Below are 19,686 nucleotides of genomic sequence, written 5' to 3'. Positions count from 1 at the left end.
CGCGAAGGCGGACTGACATTCAACATCGATGTCGACTGACCCACCGCTTTCGCGAGCAAGCTCGCTCCCACAGGGTTGTGTGCAAGCCTTTAGAAGTCTTTGCACAGTCTGAGTGCGTCGTAGATCGCGGCGTGTGTATTGCGCTGCGCCACGCAGTCGCCGATGCGGAACAGCAAGTAGCCGTCCCCCGTGGTGCTCAGCGATGGCTGCGGCTTGATCGCAAACAACGCATCGATATCGATCTGGCCTTTGTTGCGCGATCCTTCCTTGAGCCCGTAATACAGCTCTTCGTCCGGACGCACGCCGTTTTCCACGACCACCTGATCGACCACCCGCTCCTCTTTGGCACCGGTGTATTCGTTCTCCAGCACCGCGATCAGTTTGTCGCCCTCGCGGTAGACCTTCTCGAGCATCATGTCGCCGGTCATGATCACTTCTTTCGGATACATGCTGCGGTAGTAGGTCGGGAACGACGTACCGCCAACGGCCACACCCGGTTTGATGTCGTCGGTGACGATCTCGACCTGGCTGCCCTTGTCGGCGAGGAAGTCGGCAACCGACATCCCGGTGAACTCGCAAATGGTGTCGTAGACCAGCACGTTCTTGCCCGGCGCAACCTTGCCGTCAAGCACGTCCCAACTGCTGACCACCAACCCTTCGGCCGCGCCCCAGTGTTCGTTCTGCTCAAGAAACGGATGTCCGCCAACCGCCAGCACCACCACGTCCGGACGCAAATCCATGATCGTCGCGGCATCAGCCGCAGTGCCCAGACGCAGGTCGACTTTCAGCCGCGCCAGTTCCAACTGGAACCAGCGGGTAATGCCGGCGATCTGGTCGCGCTGAGGTGCTTTCGATGCAGTCGTGATTTGCCCGCCGATGAATTCTTTCTTCTCGAACAGCGTCACGTCATGGCCGCGTTCAGCGGACACCCGCGCCGCTTCCATCCCGGCCGGGCCGGCACCGACGACCACGACTTTGCGCTTGATGCCGGTGGATTTTTCGATGATGTGCGGCACGCCCATGTATTCACGGGACGTCGCGGCGTTCTGGATGCACAGCACGTCCAGACCTTGGTATTGACGGTCGATGCAATAGTTGGCGCCGACACACTGTTTGATCTGGTCGATCTGACCCATCTTGATCTTGGCGATCAGGTGCGGGTCGGCGATGTGCGCGCGGGTCATGCCGACCATATCGACATAACCGCCCTCGAGAATCCGGGTGGCCTGGTTCGGGTCCTTGATGTTCTGCGCATGCAGAACCGGGGCTTTCACCACCTCTTTGATACCGGCCGCCAGGTGTAGAAACGGCTCCGGTGGATAACTCATGTTGGGGATAACGTTGGCCAGGGTGTTGTGGGTGTCGCAACCTGAACCGACCACGCCGATGAAGTCGAGCATGCCGGTATCGTCGTAGTACTTGGCGATCTGTTTCATGTCCTCGTGGGACAAGCCGTCCGGGTGGAATTCGTCGCCGCACAAGCGGATGCCGACGCAGAAATCGTCGCCGACTTCCTTGCGCACAGCCTTGAGCACTTCCAGACCGAAACGCATGCGGTTCTCGAAGCTGCCGCCCCATTCATCGGTGCGCTTGTTGACGCGCGGACTCCAGAACTGGTCGATCATGTGTTGGTGCACGGCGGACAGCTCAACGCCGTCCAGACCACCGGCCTTGGCGCGGCCAGCAGCGGTGGCATAGTTGCCGATCACCCGCCAGATCTCTTCCGGCTCGATGGTTTTGCAGGTCGCGCGGTGCACTGGTTCACGGATGCCCGACGGCGACAGCAGGGTTGGCCAATGCTCACCGTCCCAGCGTGAGCGACGGCCCATGTGGGTAATCTGGATCATGATCTTGGCGCCATGCTTGTGCATGGCGTCGGCCAGGTTCTGGAAGTGCGGGATGATCCGGTCGTCCGCCAGGTTTACCGATTTCCACCAGCCTTGCGGGCTGTCGATGGCCACACTGGACGAACCGCCGCAAATCGCCAGGCCGATGCCGCCCTTGGCTTTCTCTTCGTAATACTTGACGTAGCGGTCGGTGGTCATGCCGCCGTCGGTCGCGTAGACCTCGGCGTGCGCGGTGCTGAGCACACGGTTGCGGATGGTCAGTTTGCCGATCTGGATCGGCTGGAACATTGCTTCGAAAGCCATGACGGGTTCCTCGACTTACAACGGCTTGACGGTGAACAAGCCGTCTTCGTGGCCTTCTTCGGAGCCACCGTACACTTGCTCGGCAACCGTGCGAATCTTGCTGCCGCGAGCCTCAAGAATCTGATCCATCGCGCCGGCAAACCAGCCGGTGAACATGTAGTCGACCTTGCGCCCGACCTTGCCGTAGACGTAGACAAACGCCGAGTGTTCGAGCTTGACGCTGGCGGTGCCTTTATCGAGGTCGATGTCCTGAATCTTGAACAGACCCCAGCCGCGCTGCGACAGACGCTTCATGTAATGTTCGAACACCGCAACGCCTTCCAGGCCGTGGCATTCAGCCTCTTTTTCACACCAGTGCCAGGCAGATTTGTAGCCGGCCTTGTAGAGGATCTCGGCGTAGGCTTCGGCGCCCAGCACTTCCTCGATGCCCATGTGGTTATTAACGAAAAAGTGACGCGGCACGTACAGCATTGGCAGGGCGTCGGAGGTCCAGACACCGGTTTCGCTGTCGACTTCGATAGGCAATTGCGGGGCGATCTTGGCCATGGAAACTTAACTCCAGAAAAGTTTTGGATTCAGTGTTGGCCGCAGCCCTCACCCCAGCCCTCTCCCGCAGGAGAGGGGGCAGTTCGGCGGCGGTCTTGGAAAGCGTTACTCGCCCCAGACGTCTTTCAAGACGTTGACCCAGTTTTCGCCCATGATCTTGCGCACCACACGTTCGGGATGGCCGCGCTTGAGCAGGGTTTCAGTCAGGTTCGGGAACTCGCCGACGGTGCGGATGCCCAGCGGGTTGATGATCTTGCCGAAGCTGGTCAGACGGCGGGCGTAGCCCTTGTCGTGGGTCAGGTATTCGAAGAAGTCCTGGCCGTGGCCCTGAGTGAAATCGGTGCCGATACCGATGGCGTCTTCGCCGACGATGTTCATCACGTATTCGATGGCTTCGGCGTAGTCGTCGATGGTCGAATCGATGCCCTTGGCGAGGAACGGCGCAAACATGGTCACGCCGACAAAACCGCCGTGGTCAGCAATGAATTTGAGTTCTTCATCGGACTTGTTGCGCGGGTGCTCCTTGAGCCCCGACGGCAGGCAATGGGAGTAGCAGACCGGTTTTTTCGATTCGAGGATGACTTCTTCGGAAGTCTTGGAACCGACGTGGGACAGGTCGCACATGACACCCACTCGGTTCATCTCGGCGACGATCTCGCGACCGAAACCCGACAGCCCGCCATCACGCTCGTAGCAACCGGTGCCGACCAGATTCTGGGTGTTGTAGCACATCTGCACGATGCCGACGCCGAGCTGCTTGAACACCTCGACATAGCCGATCTGGTCTTCAAACGCATGGGCATTCTGGAAGCCGAAGAGGATGCCGGTCTTGCCCTGTTCCTTGGCGCGACGGATGTCGGCGGTGGTGCGCACCGGCATCACCAAGTCGCTGTTCTCGCGGATCAGCTTCTGGCTGGCGGCGATGTTGTTGACGGTCGCCTGAAAGCCTTCCCACACCGACACAGTGCAGTTGGCCGCCGTCAGACCGCCCTTGCGCATGTCTTCGAACAGCTCGCGGTTCCATTTGGCAATGATCAGACCGTCGATAACGATGCTGTCGGCGTGTAATTCGGCTGGGCTCATCAGGCGTCCCCTTATTGGCGATTCATGCGCCGAATCGTCTGCCGGCGCTTTGGGGCCAGCATATGCCTCGGTGCAGGGGCGACCGGGTGCAAAAACGACAGGGGAATTGCCGAAAGCGTCAATCCGCGACAAAGGGTCGTCAGGCGGCCCGACCAGCCACCTGTTCAAGCCCGCAAGCTTGAGCCAGAATCCCCGCATCTTGGATACACCACTGGATGAGAGCGGCGACCTCAATGAAATCGATCTTCCTGGCCCTGGCACTGATTGCGACCGGCGTACATGCCGCCGAAGAGTCCGACAACAACCCGTGCGACGCAGTCGAAAACGACGTGCAGACCCTGGAATGCTCGACCTACAGCCGCACCACGGCCGAAGACCTGCTCAAGGACAACTACGCCAGCCTGACCGAACGCATGCAGACCGCGTACGGCAAAAACCCGACGCAATTGGCGGACATCACCGCCAAACTCAAAACTGCCCAGCAGCAATGGTTGAAGACGCGGGATGCGGATTGCGCGGTAGAAGCCTTCCCGGCGACGGATGGCAGCAAGGCATTCAAGATCGCGCAAAACGATTGCGTGGCGCGGATGAGTGACGAGCGGTCGGAGTTTTTGGAGTCGATTGGTCAGGAGTGAGTGTCTGATCTGTAAGCTGCACATCTATAGCTAATCAAAGGACACCCATGAACATCTGCGGCATCGAAATCAAAGGCAGCGAAGCGATCATCGCCGTGGCCGCTCTCGACGGTTCGACCCTGAGCCACATTCCTCTGGCCACCAAGAAAATCGCCCTCGACGATGACGATGAGGCAGCCAACGTCAAACGCTTCGCCGCGCAGGTCGCGTCGTTTGTGCGGGAGAACTCGATTGACCGGATTGCGATCAAGAAGCGCAGCAAGAAGGGTGAATTTGCCGGTGGGCCGACGACGTTCAAGATCGAGGGGGTGTTTCAGTTGCTCGATGGGTGTGAGGTGACGCTGCTGTCGCCGCAGACGATCAATGCACAGGCCAAGAAGCACAATTTCGAGCTGCCGGGGACGCTGAACAAGTATCAGCATGAGGCTTATAAAGCGGCGTGCTCGGCGTTGGTGAAGAAGTAACACCACTTCCCGAAATCGCATCGAACCCTGTGGGAGCGGGCTTGCCCGCGATAGCGGTAGGTCAGTCAATATCAGTGTTGAATGTGCCGCCCTCATCGCGGGCAAGCCCGACTCCCACAGGTTGATCGGGTATTGCTGAAATTGGGTCAGCCCTCTGATCAGGCTTGTTCCCTGCGGCGGTCTTCTCGCGGACAGCGTGCGAACTTCGCCCGGTAGCTACGGGTGAAATACGACGGTGATTCAAACCCGCAGGCAATGCTGACTTCGAGCACGCTCATATCCGTCTGGCGCAACAACTGCCGAGCCTTCTCCAGCCTTAAGCGCAGATAGAAATTGCTCGGCGTGTCGTTCAGGTGCAGCCGAAACAACCGCTCAAGCTGTCGCCGCGTGACTTTGATCGATTCCGCCAGTTGCAGCGTGCTCAGCGGCGGTTCGCTGTGCTGTTCCATCTCGCCAATCACCTGCACCAGTTTCTTGTTGCTGATGCCATAACGCGTGGCGACCTCCATGCGCTGGTGGTCTTTGCGCGGGCGGATGCGGCCTAACACAAACTGCTCGCTGACCTGGATCGCCAGTTGCGGGCCGTGGGCCTGGGCGATCAGATCGAGCATCAAATCGATGGAAGCGGTGCCACCGGCCGAAGTGATGCGCCGCCGGTCAATCTCGAACAGCTCCTGCGTCACGCTGAGTTGTGGATAAGATTCCTTGAACGCGTCGATCGCCTCCCAATGCAAGGTCAGGCGATGGCCCTCGAGCAGGCCCGCCTCGGCGAGGACGAAGCTGCCGGTGTCGATGGCGCCAAGGGTGACGCCTTCGTTATCCAGGCGGCGCAGCCAGTGCTCAAGCGTCGGCGTGGCGAATTTCAGCGGTTCGAATCCGGCGACCACCAACAGCGTCGCGCCCTTCTTCAGCGGCTCCAACGCCGCGTCGGCGTTGACCGACATGCCATTACTCGCCAGCACTGCCCCGCCATCGGCGCTCAGAACATGCCAGCGGTACAGCTCGCCGCGAAAACGGTTGGCCACCCGCAGCGGTTCGATCGCGGAGATAAAACCAATGGCGGAAAACCCCGGCATCAGCAAAAAGTAAAAATCCTGGGACATGGGCGCACTCGGTTGGCGGGTCGCGTGGGTCGTTGATACGCCGATTGTCGTCAGCGTTCAAGAGCACAGGTCGCTACAGTGCAAGTGCCAGTCGCCGTAGTGCGCTTTCACGGGCGCATTGCTGCGTAACTTTGCATCACCGGCGCATCAGACGCCGGGACCCACAATAAACGACCTGCCGAGGAACCCGACATGAAACGACTGATCAGCAGCTGTGTTCTTGCACTCAGCGGTACCGCTTTCTTGAGCGCCAGCGTCATGGCGGCCGAACCCGCGTCTTGCCAGAACGTACGCATGGGCGTGGTCAACTGGACCGACGTGATCGCTACCAGCGCCATGACCCAGGTCCTGCTCGACGGCCTCGGCTACAACACCAAACAAACCAGCGCGTCCCAGCAAATCATCTTCGCAGGGATCCGCGATCAGCGCCTGGACCTGTTCCTCGGCTACTGGAACCCGCTGATGACCCAGACCATCACCCCGTTCGTCGACGCCAATCAGGTCAAAGTCCTCGAAGCGCCAAGCCTCAAAGACGCCCGCGCCACGCTCGCCGTACCGACTTACCTGGCTGACAAGGGTCTGAAAACTTTCGCCGACATCGCCAAATTCGAGAAAGAACTGGGCGGCAAGATTTACGGCATCGAGCCAGGCTCGGGCGCCAACACGCAGATCAAGGCAATGATCGCCAAGAATCAGTTCGGTCTCGGCAAATTCCAGCTGGTCGAATCAAGCGAGGCCGGCATGCTCGCGGCGGTTGATCGCGCCGTGCGCCGCAAAGAGGCTGTGGTGTTCTTCGGCTGGGCGCCGCACCCGATGAACGTCAACGTGAAGATGACTTACCTCACTGGCAGCGAAGACGCCCTCGGCCCGAACGAAGGTATGGCCACCGTATGGACGGTAACGTCGCCCAAATACGCCGAACAGTGTCCGAACATCGGTCGACTGCTGACCAACCTGACGTACACCGCCGAAGACGAGAGCCGGATGATGCAACCGCTGCTCGATCACAAGGACGCCTTCGAATCCGCCAGGCAATGGCTCAAGGATCACCCGCAAGACAAACAGCGCTGGCTCGAAGGTGTGACGACTTTCGACGGCAAACCGGCGGCTGAAAACCTGAAACTGACCAGCAAGTAAATCACCCCTGAATCATCGCTTCGCAGCCCGACAAGGGCTGCGGACAGACCCATCACGCCTGAAGGAAACCGCCTCATGAACCACGACGTCATCATCACCTGCGCACTCACCGGTGCTGGCGACACGACCGCCCGCAGCCCGCACGTGCCGGTCACCCCGAAACAGATCGCCGCTGCAGCGGTGGAAGCCGCCAAGGCTGGCGCGACGGTCGTGCATTGCCATGTGCGCGATCCGCAGACCGGCAAGTTCAGCCGCGACGTGGCGCTGTACCGCGAAGTGATGGAGCGGATCCGCGAGGCGGACGTCGACATCATCGTCAACCTCACGGCCGGCATGGGTGGCGACCTGGAAATCGGCGCGGGCGAGAACCCGATGGAGTTCGGCCCGAACACTGATCTGGTCGGCCCGCTGACCCGCCTCGCGCATGTCGAAGAACTGTTGCCGGAAATCTGCACCCTCGATTGCGGCACGCTGAACTTCGGCGACGGCGACACCATTTACGTATCCACCCCGGCGCAACTGCGCGCAGGGGCCAAACGCATCACCGAGCTGGGTGTGAAGGCCGAACTGGAAATTTTCGACACCGGCCACCTGTGGTTCGCCAAGCAGATGATCAAGGAAGGTCTGCTCGACAACCCGTTGTTCCAGCTGTGCCTGGGCATCCCGTGGGGCGCGCCGGCCGACACCACCACCATGAAAGCCATGGTCGACAACCTGCCCGCCGATGCTGTTTGGGCGGGGTTCGGCATTGGCCGCATGCAGATGCCGATGGCGGCGCAAGCGGTGCTGCTCGGTGGCAACGTGCGAGTCGGCCTGGAAGACAATCTGTGGCTGGACAAAGGCGTGCTCGCGACCAACGGTCAACTGGTCGAACGCGCCAGCGAAATCCTCAGCCGCCTCGGCGCCCGCGTGCTGACCCCGGCTGAAGGCCGCCAGAAGATAGGCCTGACCCAGCGCGGTTAATTCGAACTTACCCATGACCTTGTGGGAGCGGGCTTGCCCGCGATGACGGCTGTTCTACCGACAGATTTTTTCAGTAGTGCCGACGCCATCGCGGGCAAGCCCGCTCCCACAGGGTTCTGCGAATTCTTTAGGACATGACCAATGAGCTTTATCACCGAAATCAAAACCTTCGCCGCCCTGGGCAGCGGTGTCATCGGCAGCGGCTGGGTCGCGCGTGCCCTCGCCCACGGCCTCGACGTGGTGGCCTGGGACCCGGCGCCCGGCGCTGAAGCGGCATTGCGCAAACGCGTCGCCAATGCCTGGGGTGCGCTGGAGAAAAACGGCCTGGCGACCGGCGCCTCGCAGGATCGTCTGCGCTTCGTCGCGACCATCGAAGAATGCGTGCGTGATGCCGATTTCATTCAGGAAAGCGCGCCGGAACGGCTGGAACTGAAGCTCGAGTTGCACAGCAAAATCAGCGCATCTGCCAAGCCGAACGCGTTAATCGGTTCCAGCACTTCTGGCCTGCTGCCGAGCGAGTTTTACGAGAGCTCAACCCACCCGGAACGCTGCGTGGTCGGCCATCCGTTCAATCCGGTCTACCTGCTACCGTTGGTGGAAGTGGTCGGCGGCAAGAACACCGCGCCTGAAGCCGTGCAAGCGGCGATGAAGGTCTACGAATCCCTCGGCATGCGCCCACTGCATGTGCGCAAGGAAGTGCCAGGGTTCATCGCTGACCGTTTGCTTGAAGCGCTGTGGCGCGAGGCGCTGCACCTGGTCAACGATGGCGTTGCCACAACGGGCGAGATTGACGATGCGATCCGCTTTGGCGCGGGTCTGCGCTGGTCGTTCATGGGCACGTTTTTGACTTACACGCTGGCCGGTGGTGATGCCGGGATGCGCCACTTCATGTCGCAATTCGGCCCGGCCTTGCAGTTGCCGTGGACCTATCTGCCGGCCCCGGAACTGACTGACAAGTTGATTGATGACGTGGTCGATGGCACCAGCGAGCAGTTGGGCGAGCGCAGCATTTCGGCGCTGGAGCGCTATCGTGATGATTGTCTGCTGGCGGTACTGGAGGCGGTCAGGACTACCAAGGAAAAGCATGGGATGAGTTTCAGCGAGTGATGGGTTTGGCATGACATTGCTGCCCTCACCCTAGCCCTCTCCCAGAGGTAGAGGGGACTGACCGCGGTGCTCTTGCGAGTGACGCCGACCTGAATTACCGAGCCGAACTCAAGTTTTCAATCGCATAAAGATCGGCTCCCTTTCCCCCTCGCCCCCTTGGGGGCGGTCCGACGTTTCGGGAGGGCTGGGGTGAGGGGGTAGCTCTTGATCTTCACCACCAACCTTCTGCTGGAACCCAATCATGCCCGCCCTCACCACCTACCAAACCCGCATCATCCCCGACTGGGTCGACTACAACGGCCACCTGCGCGATGCCTTTTACCTGCTGATTTTCAGCTACGCCACCGACGCCCTGATGGATCGCCTCGGCATGGACAGCAACAACCGCGAAGCCAGCGGCCACTCGCTGTTTACCCTCGAACTGCACCTCAACTACCTGCACGAAGTGAAGCTCGACGCCGAGGTCGAAGTGCACACGCAAATCATCGGCCACGACAGTAAGCGCCTGCACCTCTATCACAGCCTGCACACAACCGGCGATCCCCAGGAACTGGCCGGCAACGAGCAAATGTTGCTCCATGTTGATCTCGCCGGCCCACGCTCGGCGCCGTTCACCCCCGACACGCTGCGTCACCTGCAAGCCATCGTCGCCGCGCAAGCCGATCTGCCTGCCCCCGCTTACATCGGCCGCGTCATCGCCCTGCCGCCTGCCCGGTAGACCGCATCATCGTTCATCGCGGGCAAGCCCGCTCCCACAGGGTCAGGCGTTGGTCAAAACCTGTGGGAGCGGGCTGGCCCGCGATGAATCCACTTCGGTCTTGCTGATTCACAGCCAAAAAAAACCCGATACCAGCCGTGACTGGATCGGGGCAGAGGCTACTGTTGAGGAGCTGCGATGCGAGGGTGACCAAACCTTCGTGTTGCAAGCTGAGTCCAGTGTGCCTACTCGCCTGAACACCGAGTTAGCCGAAAACGACCTGTTCATAGCCGTTGCGGCCACTGCGACAAATCGCTCTTGCCGTCACTTCAGCCGCCTACCAGAATCGAACCACGACCTCCGTTGCCGAAGAAGGATTCGCCTCATGATGTACGCCGACTTGATTGATCAGGAAGACCTGTTGGGACAGCTCAAGGCATTGGGGTTTCAGGTGCCGATCGGCTCCACGGCTGAGCAGGCCTGCGAGTGTGCGGTGCGTGGGCTGGATAATGTAAGGGCATCCGAGCTGCGCAAGATGGTCAAGGACATGTACACCAGTGGCGCCAGTATCCAGCCCGCCGTGCGTCAGGCCATCGACAAACAGTTGCTGCCAGCGTTGGCGGATTACCAGCAAAGCCATAGCGCCTGACAGGCCGCCATCGCTGGCAAGCCAGCTCCCACAGTGATCCGGGTGAACACAACATTTGTGTCCAACACAGATCCTGTGGGAGCTGGCTTGCCAGCGATGAAAGCGCCTCGGTCTACAGCCTTACACTGGCAAACGTCGACTCATTGCGCGCCTGGCTCAACGCCGACATCGGCCCCGACAGCGGCGACATCACAATCGCTTGCGGCAGCGGCAGCATCGCCACTTGCTGGGTGGTGTTGGACCCTACGCGCTCGTCACGCGGCGGAATGCCGAAATATTCGCGGTAGCACTTGGAGAAGTGCGGCGTCGACACGAAACCACACACCGACGCTACTTCGATGATCGACATCGGCGTCTGCTTGAGCAATTGCCGAGCGCGAATCAGGCGCAGCTTGAGGTAGTAGCGCGACGGCGAACAGTGCAGGTATTTCTGGAACAGGCGCTCAAGCTGCCGACGCGACACGGCGACGTACACCGCCAGTTCATCCAGATCGATCGGCTCCTCCAGATTGGCTTCCATCAGCGCGACGATTTCCTGCAGCTTCGGCTGGTTGGTGCCGAGCATGTGCTTGAGCGGCACACGCTGGTGATCCTGCTCGTTGCGGATACGCTCGTAGACGAACATCTCGGAAATCGCGGCGGACAGTTCACGGCCATGATCGCGGCTGATCAGGTGCAGCATCATGTCCAGCGGCGCGGTACCGCCGGAACTGGTGAAACGGTTGCGGTCGAGGGTGAACAAACGAGTGCTCATCGCCACGCGCGGGAAAGCTTCCTGCATCGCCGCCAGACATTCCCAATGCACGCTGCAATCGAAACCGTCGAGCAGGCCGGCGCAGGCCAGGGCCCAACTGCCGGTGCACACGGCACCGAGACGTTTGGACTGACGCGCCTGGCTTTGCAGCCATGAGACGTGTTCACGGGTAACGGTGCGCTGGATGCCGATGCCACCGCAGACGATCACGGTGTCCAGCGGCGGCGCTTTGTGCATGGAGGCGTCAGGGGTGATTTGCAGACCGTCACTGGCCCACACCTGGCCGCCATCGACGGTGAGGGTGCTCCAGCGATACAGCTCGCGACCGGACAATTGGTTGGCCATGCGCAGAGGTTCAACTGCGGAGGCCAGAGAAATCAGCGTGAAATTGTCCAGCAGCAGAAAGCCGATGGATTGAGGCGCACGGTTCTGGGGTTGGGCCCCGGAGTTGAACGACGTCATCGCGGTATCTCCTCACACAAAGCGGGTGATGGCCTCAGGCGGAGGCTCTTGTTATTGCCGGCGTTCTCACAGGGGAGACGGGCTTTGTTATGACAGAGCAATTGCCATGCCTAAATTTGAATGGCCGTTCAACAACTCCTGAAAACGACGTCGCGACGTGTCTATTCGAGACGTCCGACGAAGGGTATTTCGAAGTGCCATCGCCGCCATTGAAAGCCCTGCCCCGAGGGGTGTGAGCATATCGGTATCACTTGTGGGAACTGGCCTGCGCACGGTTGTCGGGGAGTGTCACCTAAGGCACGGGTGACGGACGGTAGGAGTGCCGATCGCCGATAACAGCTGGGAAAGACGCTTATCTGATTGCGACGCGCTAAAAGGTGGCGCGTTTGCTCAGCTGTGTTCACTTGGTGAGCAGTTTTGACTGGTCTGGCCCCTTCGCGAGCAAGCTCGCTCCCACAGTAGATCTCCAACGAACACAAAATCTGTGAATGCCTGGTTCCAATGTGGGAGCGAGCTCGCGAAGAATTCACCTCGGTGTCACTGACTCAGCACTCGACCGCGCTCACCGCCAACCCACCGCGCGACGTCTCTTTATATTTGTCATGCATATCGGCGCCGGTATCGCGCATGGTGCGAATGACCCGGTCCAACGAGATAAAGTGCTGCCCGTCGCCACGCAGCGCCATCTGCGCGGCGTTGATTGCTTTCACCGCCGCAATCGCATTGCGCTCGATGCACGGCACTTGCACCAGGCCACCCACCGGATCGCACGTCAGCCCAAGGTTGTGCTCCAGGCCAATCTCCGCCGCATTGCACAGTTGCTCGGGTGTGGCGCCAAGAATCTCCGCCAGCCCTGCCGCCGCCATCGCGCACGCCGAGCCGACTTCGCCCTGACAGCCGACTTCAGCACCGGAGATCGACGCATTCTTCTTGCACAGAATCCCCACTGCCGCCGCACCGAGGAGGTAATCGACGACATTGGCGTCAGTCACCGCCTCGCTGAACTTCATAAAGTAGTGCAACACCGCCGGAATGATCCCCGCCGCGCCATTGGTCGGCGCCGTGACCATGCGCCCACCCGCGGCGTTCTCTTCATTCACGGCGAGGGCGAACAGGTTGACCCACTCCATTGCGCTCAGCGTCGAACCAATCACATTCGGTTTGCCCAGCTCCTGCAGGCTACGGTGCAACTTCGCCGCACGCCGCCGCACATTCAACCCGCCGGGCAAGATGCCCTCGTGTTTCAAGCCCTGCTCGACGCAGTCCTGCATCGCCCGCCACAGCTTCATCAGCCCGGCACGGATCTCTTCTTCACTGCGCCAGACTTTTTCGTTGGCCAGCATCAGTTCCGCCACACGCAGGTTGTGCTTCTTGCACAGTTCCAGCAGCTCGACGGCGCTGGAAAAGTCATAAGGCAACTCAGTGCGATCCAGATCCACCACACCGCTGGACGCCTGCGCCTCATCCACGACAAATCCACCACCGACCGAATAGTAGGTGTCGCGATGCAGCTCACCGTGATCGCCTTCGGCAACCAGGGTCATGGCGTTGGGATGAAACGGCAGGTTTTCCTCGATCAGGCGCATGTCGCGGGCCCAGACAAATGGCACCGACAAGCGACCATCCAACAGGAGTGTGTGGGTTTCACGCAGGGCCTGGATGCGCGGGCCGATCTGCGACGGATCAATCGCGTCCGGCCACTCGCCCATCAAACCCATGATCACCGCATTGTCGCTGCCGTGTCCGATACCTGTGGCCGACAGCGAACCGAAAAGCTGAACCTCAATGCGCCGCACCTGTTCCAACTGATGCCTGTCGCGCAACGATTCGACGAACAATGCCGCCGCGCGCATTGGCCCGACGGTGTGGGAACTGGAAGGGCCGATGCCGATTTTGAACAGGTCGAAAACGCTGATAGCCATTGCTGCAGAGCTCCTGAGGATGCTGATCCGGGGCGTGAAGCGCCCGCTGGCGGAGCTGCTACGCTCAAGCTGCGATCCGCCGGAATGCCCGCATCATCAGGCTTTTGATAGCTCGTACGGCGTCTGGCACCGACGCACTCATGCTCACTAACGCCGTAGCGGTTTGCACGCCTGTTTGCGCCGTTTTTATGCAGTTCAGATGGCCAGACAGGGCAGAAAAAAGCTGTAAACGACGTCACTGACACTGGATGCGACCATCCCTGTACTGGATACGACCCCCCCTGTAGGCGTCAGATTTTCACTGGTACATGATCGTTATGACTCGATTGCAAGGCGACGTGGTAGAGCTGTCTCCAGAACGCCATCCAACCGCAACCCATAAGTGCGGTGGTCCAGTCGGAACACTGCCAAAAAAAACACCAAGGAGTCCATCCATGAAAGGTTCCCCGTCGTTGTTGTTGGCCGCGATGCTGAGTCTGCCGTTACTGGCGCAAGCTGCAGAACCGGCACAGTGCAGTACCGTAAATTTCTCCGATGTTGGCTGGACCGACATCACCGCCACCACCGCTACCACCTCCGTCGTCCTCAACGCCCTCGGCTACAAGACCAAAACCACCATGATCTCCGTGCCCGTGACCTACAAGTCGCTGGCCGACGGCAAGAACATGGACGTGTTCCTCGGCAACTGGATGCCGACCATGGAAAACGACATCAAGGCCTACCGCGACGCCGGCACCGTGGAAACCGTGCGCACCAACCTTACCGGCGCCAAGTACACCCTCGCCGTGCCGCAAGCCCTGTATGACAAAGGTCTGCATGACTTCGCCGACATCGCCAAATTCAAGAAAGAGCTCGACGGCAAGATTTACGGCATCGAGCCTGGCAACGACGGCAACCGTCTGATCCAGAGCATGATCGACAAGGACGCCTTCGGCCTGAAAACCGCCGGGTTCAAAGTCGTCGAATCGTCTGAAGCGGGCATGCTCTCGCAGGTCGACCGGGCTTCGCGCCGTGGCACCGAAGTGGTGTTCCTCGGCTGGGCGCCGCACCCGATGAACAAGCGGTTCAAGATTCAATACCTGACCGGCGGCGACGAGTTCTTCGGCCCCGATTTCGGTGCGGCCACCGTAGCGACCAACACCCGCAAGGGTTACGCCACGGAATGCAGCAACGTCGGTCAGTTGCTGAAGAATCTGGAGTTTACCGTCGACATGGAAAGCGAACTGATGGGCAACATCCTCGACGACAAGATGAAGCCTGACGCGGCCGCCAAGGCCTGGCTGAAAAAGAATCCACAGGTGCTCGATACCTGGCTCGCTGGCGTGACCACCATTGACGGTAAGCCTGGCCTGGAGGCCGTGAAAGCCAAGTTAGCTCAGTAATCGCTTATGCCGGGCAGGTTCGCCTGCCCGGGCTGTTTATTTCCTTGCATGCGGACGTTCACTACCATGCTGATTGATCAGAAAATACCTTTAGGCCAGTACATCGCGGCATTCGTTGAATGGTTGACGCAACACGGCGCCAACACCTTCGACGCAATCGCCGTGACGCTGGAAACGATGATCCACGGCGTGACGTTTGCGCTGACCTGGTTCAACCCGCTGGTCTTGATCGGCCTCATCGCCCTGATTGCGCATCTGATCCAGCGCAAATGGGGGCTCACCGCTTTTGTCGTCGCATCGTTTTTGCTGATCCTCAATCTGGGGTACTGGCAGGAAACCATGGAAACCCTCGCCCAGGTGTTGTTCGCCACTTTTGTCTGCGTGCTGATCGGTGTGCCGCTGGGCATCATCGCCGCGCACAAGCCGATGTTCTACACGGTGATGCGCCCGGTACTCGATCTGATGCAGACCGTACCGACTTTTGTTTACCTCATTCCTACCCTGACCCTCTTCGGGCTGGGTGTGGTGCCGGGCCTGATCTCCACGGTGGTGTTCGCCATCGCGGCGCCCATCCGCCTGACCTACCTGGGCATCCGCGATGTCCCGCAAGAACTGATGGACGCCGGCAAGGCCTTCGGCTGCTCGCGTCGCCAATTGCTCTCACGGATCGAACTGCCTCACGCCATGCCGAGCATCGCTGCCGGCATCACCCAATGCATCATGCTGTCGTTGTCGATGGTGGTGATCGCGGCACTGGTGGGCGCCGACGGACTCGGCAAACCGGTGGTCAACGCACTGAACACTGCTGATATCGCCCTGGGCTTCGAAGCAGGCCTGGCGATCGTACTGCTGGCGATCATGCTCGACCGTATCTGCAAACAACCCGACGCCAAAGTAGGGGGTGACGCATGAGCATAATTCGCTTCGAAGACGTCGACGTAATCTTCTCCAAAGATCCGCGCGAGGCACTCAAGCTGCTGGATCAGGGCATGACCCGCAACGAGATCCTGAAAAAGACCGGGCAAATCGTTGGTGTGGAAAAAGCCACGCTGGACATCAACAAAGGCGAAATCTGCGTGCTGATGGGCCTCTCGGGTTCCGGCAAGTCGAGCCTGCTGCGCTGCATCAACGGCCTCAACACCGTCAGCCGCGGCAAGCTGTTCGTCGAGCATGAAAACCGCCAGATCGACATCGCCTCCTGCACGCCTGCCGAACTGAAAATGATGCGCACCAAACGCATCGCCATGGTGTTCCAGAAATTCGCCTTGATGCCTTGGCTGACGGTGCGCGAGAACATCAGTTTCGGTCTGGAAATGCAGGGGCGCCCGGAGAAGGAACGCAAGAAACTGGTCGATGAAAAACTCGAACTGGTGGGCCTGACCCAATGGCGCAACAAGAAGCCTGACGAACTCTCCGGCGGTATGCAGCAACGTGTGGGCCTGGCCCGGGCGCTGGCCATGGATGCCGATATTCTGCTGATGGACGAACCGTTCTCGGCACTCGACCCGCTGATCCGCCAGGGTTTGCAGGATGAACTGCTGGAGCTGCAACGCAAGCTCAACAAGACCATTGTGTTCGTGAGCCACGACCTTGATGAGGCGCTCAAACTGGGTAGCCGCATCGCGATCATGAAGGACGGCCGGATCATTCAATACAGCGTGCCGGAAGAGATTGTGCTGAACCCGGCGGACGACTATGTGCGCACCTTCGTCGCGCATACCAATCCGCTCAACGTGCTGTGCGGTCGCAGCCTGATGCGCACGCTGGACAAGTGCAAACGCATCAACGGCTCGGTGTGTCTCGATCCGGGCGGTGATTCGTGGCTGGACCTGGCCGAAGGCAACACCATCAAAGGCGCGCGGCAGAACGGCACGGCCCTCGACTTGCAGAATTGGGCACCGGGGCAAGCGGTGGAAGGGCTGGAGCGCCGGCCGACGCTGGTCGACTCGAATATCGGCATGCGCGATGCCTTGCAGATTCGTTACCAGACCGGCAACAAACTGGTGCTGCACGATAACAATCATGTGGTGGGGATCCTGGGCGACAGCGAGCTGTATCACGCGTTGCTGGGCAAGAATCTCGGTTAAGGCGGGATAAAAAAAGGGATCGCGGTTAGCGATCCCTTTTTTATTGGGTCAAGGAAAAAGCCCCTCACCCTAGCCCTCTCCCCGAGGGAGAGGGGACTGATCGGGGGATACTGCAGCGGTACGCCGACCTGATTCTGCTTCACCGAAGCCATATTCGACTCGATCTTCAAGTCGATGTACAACGCCGCACAACTCGGTCAGCCCCCTCTCCCTCCGGGAGAGGGTTGGGGTGAGGGGACTTTTGACTTTAGCTGTACACCCGGCCAAGGAGCTGCCGATGGCTTTCAAACTGATCGAGCACATCCCGCGTGATCTGATCCTGCGTGAAGCCCATCAGGTCGTAATCCTGGCTGCCGTTGTGCAGGTACACCTCGGCGCGGTAGTAGCGCTGGCGCGCCTCTTCCGAGTCCGCAGATTCAGTCGGCGTCGCGAGGTAGCCCTCCAGGCTCACCTCATAAACGAAAGGGTTCCCCTCTTCCATTTCGATGCGCACGCCCATGCAACGCTTGGATTTACCCAGCAGCGTCTGTACTTCCAGACCCTGCGCACGCATTTGCGCGGCCGCATCTTCCAGCGCCGGGCTGACTTGCTTGTCCATGAAACGCTGAACCACCGATTGGCTCGGCTGCAGATCCAGTTGCGTCAGACGCTCACTGAAACCACGACGACCACGCTCGGCCAGTTGCGCTTGCTCCTGTTCGATCTGCACGTCCTGACGCATCGCCTTGTGCAGGCCGAACATGAAGAACACCAGCACCACCGAGAACGGCAGACCGGCCAGCACCACCATGGTTTGCATGGCTTCGAAGTTACCGGCAAACAGCAGACCGATGGTCACCAGCGTGATAACTGCCGACCAGAAAATCCGCAGCCAGTGCGGTGCATCTTCGTCGACGTTGCCGCCCTTGCACGAAAGGTTGGCCATCATCACCGCACCGGAATCGGCCGGGGTCAGGAACAGTACGAAGCCCACGAAGATCGACACACCAATGACAATCTTCGACGCCGGGTAATGCTCGAGCAACTGATAGATCGCCATCGACGGCTGTTCCAGCGCCGTCTTGCCGAGTTCCACCGCCCCATGGTTCATCACCAGATCCAGTGCCGAGTTACCGAAAATCGACAACCAGGCCAGCGTAAAGCCCAGTGGAATCAGCAGCACACCGGCGACCAGTTCACGCACGGTCCGACCACGGGAAATCCGCGCGATGAACATGCCGACGAATGGGGCCCAGGAAATCCACCACGCCCAGTAGAACAGCGTCCACAGGCCCATCCAGCGTTCGGTTTTCTCGGCGCTGCCCTCATACACGTAGAGGTCGAAGGTTTTCAGCACGATGCCGTTAAGGTAGTCGCCGATGTTCTGCACGAAGCCATTGAGCAAGTGCAAGGTCGGGCCGAACAGCAGCACGAAAATCAGCAGACCGCTGAACAGCACGATGTTCAGGTTGGACAGACGGCGGATGCCGTTTTCCACACCCGACACCGCCGCGATGGTCGCCACGGTGCTCATCACAATGATCACGATCAGCAGGTTGGTGTTGCTGTGTTCCATGCCGAACAGGTTTTCAAGGCCCGACGACACTTGCAGCGAACCAATCCCCAGGTTGGTCACCAGCCCCAAAAGGGTCACGAACATGCCGAAGCCGTCCACCGCGTGACCGGCCGCACCTTTGACCCAACGCTCGCCTACCAGCGGATACAGCGCCGAACGCAGCGCCAGCGGCTGGTTATGACGGTAAGCAAAGTACGCCACGGCCAGACCGACCAGTGCATAGATCGCCCAGCCGTGCAGGCCCCAGTGCAGGAAAGTCAGCTGTACAGCCTGACGCGCCGCCATGTTGGAGCCGGCAGTGCCTTCCGGCGGATTGAAGTAGTGATCCAGCGGTTCGGAGGCGCCGAAGTACAACAGCGAAATACCGATGCCCGACGAGAACAGCATCCCCGCCCAGGCGCCGTAGCTGAAATCCGGGGTGTCGTCCTTGCTGCCCAGTTTGAGTTTGCCGTAGGAAGAAAACGCCAGGCCCACCACAAACACCAGGTAAGCGGCGATCACCACCATGTAGTACCAGCCGAAGCTGCGCGACAACCAGGCCTGAGCCACACCCAACATCCTGCCGGCCTCTTGCGGGGCGATAATCAGAATGGCGGTCAACAACAGAATCAGCGCGGTAGAGGTGTAAAACACCCAACCGTTGACCGTCACCTTCTCGGGCGGGGTCTTTATTAGCGAGGCAGAACTCATGGCACAAATGCTCCAGGCAGTGCGAGAGAAGAACACAAGGCAACACGGAACCCGACCAATCGGTTAGTTGGCAGCCGACCGGCGGGTGATATAAAGACACCCCGAAAAAAGCCTGAACCTGCCGAAATGGCGCTGCAAATCGCTAGCGTGGCCGAAGATGTACGAACGTTCATCCGAAACCTGGCCGTGAGCGTCTTGCCCTTTCAACACGTCCTTCGAATAGCGAACCGCGCCATGCCCCATACAGGTTTCGAGCATTTTTGGATGTCGGTTTTATCGCCACTTACACGTAGGAAAAAT

17 protein-coding genes are annotated in these 19,686 nt (G+C 59.9%); 10 read left to right on the top strand and 7 right to left on the bottom strand.

The window, feature by feature from the left end; genetic code table 11:
* Window positions 1-89: 89 nt before the first annotated feature.
* The 3 genes from dgcA to AB4P91_RS07940 all read right to left on the bottom strand — a co-directional run bounded on the left by dgcA (window position 90) and on the right by AB4P91_RS07940 (window position 3,779).
* Window positions 90-2,150 carry a dimethylglycine demethylation protein DgcA gene (dgcA, locus tag AB4P91_RS07950; RefSeq protein WP_042561460.1) on the bottom strand — a complete coding sequence of 687 codons (2,061 nt, stop codon included), beginning with the start codon at window positions 2,148-2,150 and terminating at the stop codon, window positions 90-92.
* Between the two features lie 15 nt (window positions 2,151-2,165).
* Window positions 2,166-2,696, bottom strand: a complete 531-nt coding sequence (locus AB4P91_RS07945; protein ID WP_047303843.1) for a DUF5943 domain-containing protein — start codon at window positions 2,694-2,696, stop codon at window positions 2,166-2,168.
* A gap of 105 nt (window positions 2,697-2,801) precedes the next feature.
* Window positions 2,802-3,779, bottom strand: coding sequence for a dipeptidase (locus tag AB4P91_RS07940; RefSeq protein ID WP_034153590.1), 978 nt, complete (start codon window positions 3,777-3,779; stop codon window positions 2,802-2,804).
* 233 nt (window positions 3,780-4,012) lie between these two features.
* Between AB4P91_RS07940 and AB4P91_RS07935 the strand changes: the two genes are divergently transcribed.
* Window positions 4,013-4,414: a lysozyme inhibitor LprI family protein gene (locus tag AB4P91_RS07935; RefSeq protein ID WP_150617788.1), complete on the top strand. Its 402-nt coding sequence runs from the start codon at window positions 4,013-4,015 to the stop codon at window positions 4,412-4,414.
* Between the two features lie 47 nt (window positions 4,415-4,461).
* Complete coding sequence (locus AB4P91_RS07930) at window positions 4,462-4,878, top strand: DUF3010 family protein (RefSeq protein ID WP_150593657.1); 417 nt, start codon at window positions 4,462-4,464, stop codon at window positions 4,876-4,878.
* 158 nt (window positions 4,879-5,036) lie between these two features.
* Here the strand turns inward: AB4P91_RS07930 and AB4P91_RS07925 are convergent, their stop codons facing one another.
* Entirely contained in the window at window positions 5,037-5,981 is a 945-nt protein-coding gene (locus tag AB4P91_RS07925) for a GlxA family transcriptional regulator (protein ID WP_150593656.1), read from the bottom strand.
* Between the two features lie 192 nt (window positions 5,982-6,173).
* On the opposite strand from AB4P91_RS07925, the gene AB4P91_RS07920 reads away from it, so the two are divergent.
* The 5 genes from AB4P91_RS07920 to AB4P91_RS07900 all read left to right on the top strand — a co-directional run bounded on the left by AB4P91_RS07920 (window position 6,174) and on the right by AB4P91_RS07900 (window position 10,534).
* Window positions 6,174-7,118, top strand: a complete 945-nt coding sequence (locus AB4P91_RS07920; RefSeq protein ID WP_395604596.1) for a choline ABC transporter substrate-binding protein — start codon at window positions 6,174-6,176, stop codon at window positions 7,116-7,118.
* A gap of 75 nt (window positions 7,119-7,193) precedes the next feature.
* Window positions 7,194-8,081, top strand: a complete 888-nt coding sequence (locus AB4P91_RS07915) for a 3-keto-5-aminohexanoate cleavage protein (RefSeq protein WP_395604595.1) — start codon at window positions 7,194-7,196, stop codon at window positions 8,079-8,081.
* A gap of 141 nt (window positions 8,082-8,222) precedes the next feature.
* On the top strand, window positions 8,223-9,188 hold the full coding sequence (locus AB4P91_RS07910; RefSeq protein ID WP_150593653.1) for an L-carnitine dehydrogenase: 966 nt from the start codon (window positions 8,223-8,225) through the stop codon (window positions 9,186-9,188).
* 241 nt (window positions 9,189-9,429) lie between these two features.
* Entirely contained in the window at window positions 9,430-9,906 is a 477-nt protein-coding gene (locus AB4P91_RS07905; protein ID WP_395604594.1) for a thioesterase family protein, read from the top strand.
* A 364-nt stretch (window positions 9,907-10,270) separates the two neighbouring features.
* Window positions 10,271-10,534 carry a hypothetical protein gene (locus AB4P91_RS07900; RefSeq protein WP_150593754.1) on the top strand — a complete coding sequence of 88 codons (264 nt, stop codon included), beginning with the start codon at window positions 10,271-10,273 and terminating at the stop codon, window positions 10,532-10,534.
* Window positions 10,535-10,646: 112 nt separating this feature from the next.
* Here the strand turns inward: AB4P91_RS07900 and AB4P91_RS07895 are convergent, their stop codons facing one another.
* Complete coding sequence (locus AB4P91_RS07895) at window positions 10,647-11,750, bottom strand: GlxA family transcriptional regulator (protein WP_007949927.1); 1,104 nt, start codon at window positions 11,748-11,750, stop codon at window positions 10,647-10,649.
* A gap of 545 nt (window positions 11,751-12,295) precedes the next feature.
* Window positions 12,296-13,672 (bottom strand): L-serine ammonia-lyase, encoded by a 1,377-nt coding sequence (locus AB4P91_RS07890; protein WP_150593651.1) that lies wholly within the window; start codon window positions 13,670-13,672, stop codon window positions 12,296-12,298.
* A 434-nt stretch (window positions 13,673-14,106) separates the two neighbouring features.
* Here AB4P91_RS07890 and AB4P91_RS07885 point away from each other — a divergent pair, with 434 nt between their 5' ends.
* The 3 genes from AB4P91_RS07885 (at window position 14,107) to choV (ending at window position 17,141) form a co-directional block, all read left to right on the top strand.
* Entirely contained in the window at window positions 14,107-15,054 is a 948-nt protein-coding gene (locus AB4P91_RS07885) for a choline ABC transporter substrate-binding protein (RefSeq protein WP_042561471.1), read from the top strand.
* 66 nt (window positions 15,055-15,120) lie between these two features.
* Window positions 15,121-15,966, top strand: coding sequence for a choline ABC transporter permease subunit (choW, locus tag AB4P91_RS07880; RefSeq protein ID WP_042561472.1), 846 nt, complete (start codon window positions 15,121-15,123; stop codon window positions 15,964-15,966).
* Complete coding sequence (gene choV, locus AB4P91_RS07875) at window positions 15,963-17,141, top strand: choline ABC transporter ATP-binding protein (protein WP_150593650.1); 1,179 nt, start codon at window positions 15,963-15,965, stop codon at window positions 17,139-17,141. The genes choW and choV overlap by 4 nt, the downstream gene beginning before the upstream one ends.
* 247 nt (window positions 17,142-17,388) lie before the next feature.
* Here the strand turns inward: choV and AB4P91_RS07870 are convergent, their stop codons facing one another.
* Window positions 17,389-19,329, bottom strand: coding sequence for a BCCT family transporter (locus AB4P91_RS07870; RefSeq protein ID WP_395604947.1), 1,941 nt, complete (start codon window positions 19,327-19,329; stop codon window positions 17,389-17,391).
* Between the last annotated feature and the right edge of the window lie 357 nt (window positions 19,330-19,686).

The sequence above is a fragment of the Pseudomonas sp. B21128 genome (assembly GCF_044218865.1).
Taxonomy (GTDB): Bacteria; Pseudomonadota; Gammaproteobacteria; order Pseudomonadales; family Pseudomonadaceae; genus Aquipseudomonas; species Aquipseudomonas iridis.
Note: the sequence above shows the minus strand (reverse complement) of the source record. Positions and strands in the feature narration are given on the sequence as shown.

Excerpts from the sequence above, each read along its gene's own strand:
- AB4P91_RS07940 (WP_034153590.1), bottom strand. The coding sequence starts at position 3,779 with ATGAGCCCAGCCGAATTACACGCCGACAGCATCGTTATCGACGGTCTG.
- dgcA (WP_042561460.1), bottom strand. The coding sequence starts at position 2,150 with ATGGCTTTCGAAGCAATGTTCCAGCCGATCCAGATCGGCAAACTGACC.
- AB4P91_RS07905 (WP_395604594.1), top strand. The coding sequence starts at position 9,430 with ATGCCCGCCCTCACCACCTACCAAACCCGCATCATCCCCGACTGGGTC.
- AB4P91_RS07920 (WP_395604596.1), top strand. The coding sequence starts at position 6,174 with ATGAAACGACTGATCAGCAGCTGTGTTCTTGCACTCAGCGGTACCGCT.
- choW (WP_042561472.1), top strand. The coding sequence starts at position 15,121 with ATGCTGATTGATCAGAAAATACCTTTAGGCCAGTACATCGCGGCATTC.
- AB4P91_RS07945 (WP_047303843.1), bottom strand. The coding sequence starts at position 2,696 with ATGGCCAAGATCGCCCCGCAATTGCCTATCGAAGTCGACAGCGAAACC.
- AB4P91_RS07910 (WP_150593653.1), top strand. The coding sequence starts at position 8,223 with ATGAGCTTTATCACCGAAATCAAAACCTTCGCCGCCCTGGGCAGCGGT.
- AB4P91_RS07930 (WP_150593657.1), top strand. The coding sequence starts at position 4,462 with ATGAACATCTGCGGCATCGAAATCAAAGGCAGCGAAGCGATCATCGCC.
- AB4P91_RS07885 (WP_042561471.1), top strand. The coding sequence starts at position 14,107 with ATGAAAGGTTCCCCGTCGTTGTTGTTGGCCGCGATGCTGAGTCTGCCG.
- AB4P91_RS07895 (WP_007949927.1), bottom strand. The coding sequence starts at position 11,750 with ATGACGTCGTTCAACTCCGGGGCCCAACCCCAGAACCGTGCGCCTCAA.
- AB4P91_RS07900 (WP_150593754.1), top strand. The coding sequence starts at position 10,271 with ATGATGTACGCCGACTTGATTGATCAGGAAGACCTGTTGGGACAGCTC.
- AB4P91_RS07890 (WP_150593651.1), bottom strand. The coding sequence starts at position 13,672 with ATGGCTATCAGCGTTTTCGACCTGTTCAAAATCGGCATCGGCCCTTCC.
- AB4P91_RS07925 (WP_150593656.1), bottom strand. The coding sequence starts at position 5,981 with ATGTCCCAGGATTTTTACTTTTTGCTGATGCCGGGGTTTTCCGCCATT.
- AB4P91_RS07935 (WP_150617788.1), top strand. The coding sequence starts at position 4,013 with ATGAAATCGATCTTCCTGGCCCTGGCACTGATTGCGACCGGCGTACAT.
- choV (WP_150593650.1), top strand. The coding sequence starts at position 15,963 with ATGAGCATAATTCGCTTCGAAGACGTCGACGTAATCTTCTCCAAAGAT.
- AB4P91_RS07915 (WP_395604595.1), top strand. The coding sequence starts at position 7,194 with ATGAACCACGACGTCATCATCACCTGCGCACTCACCGGTGCTGGCGAC.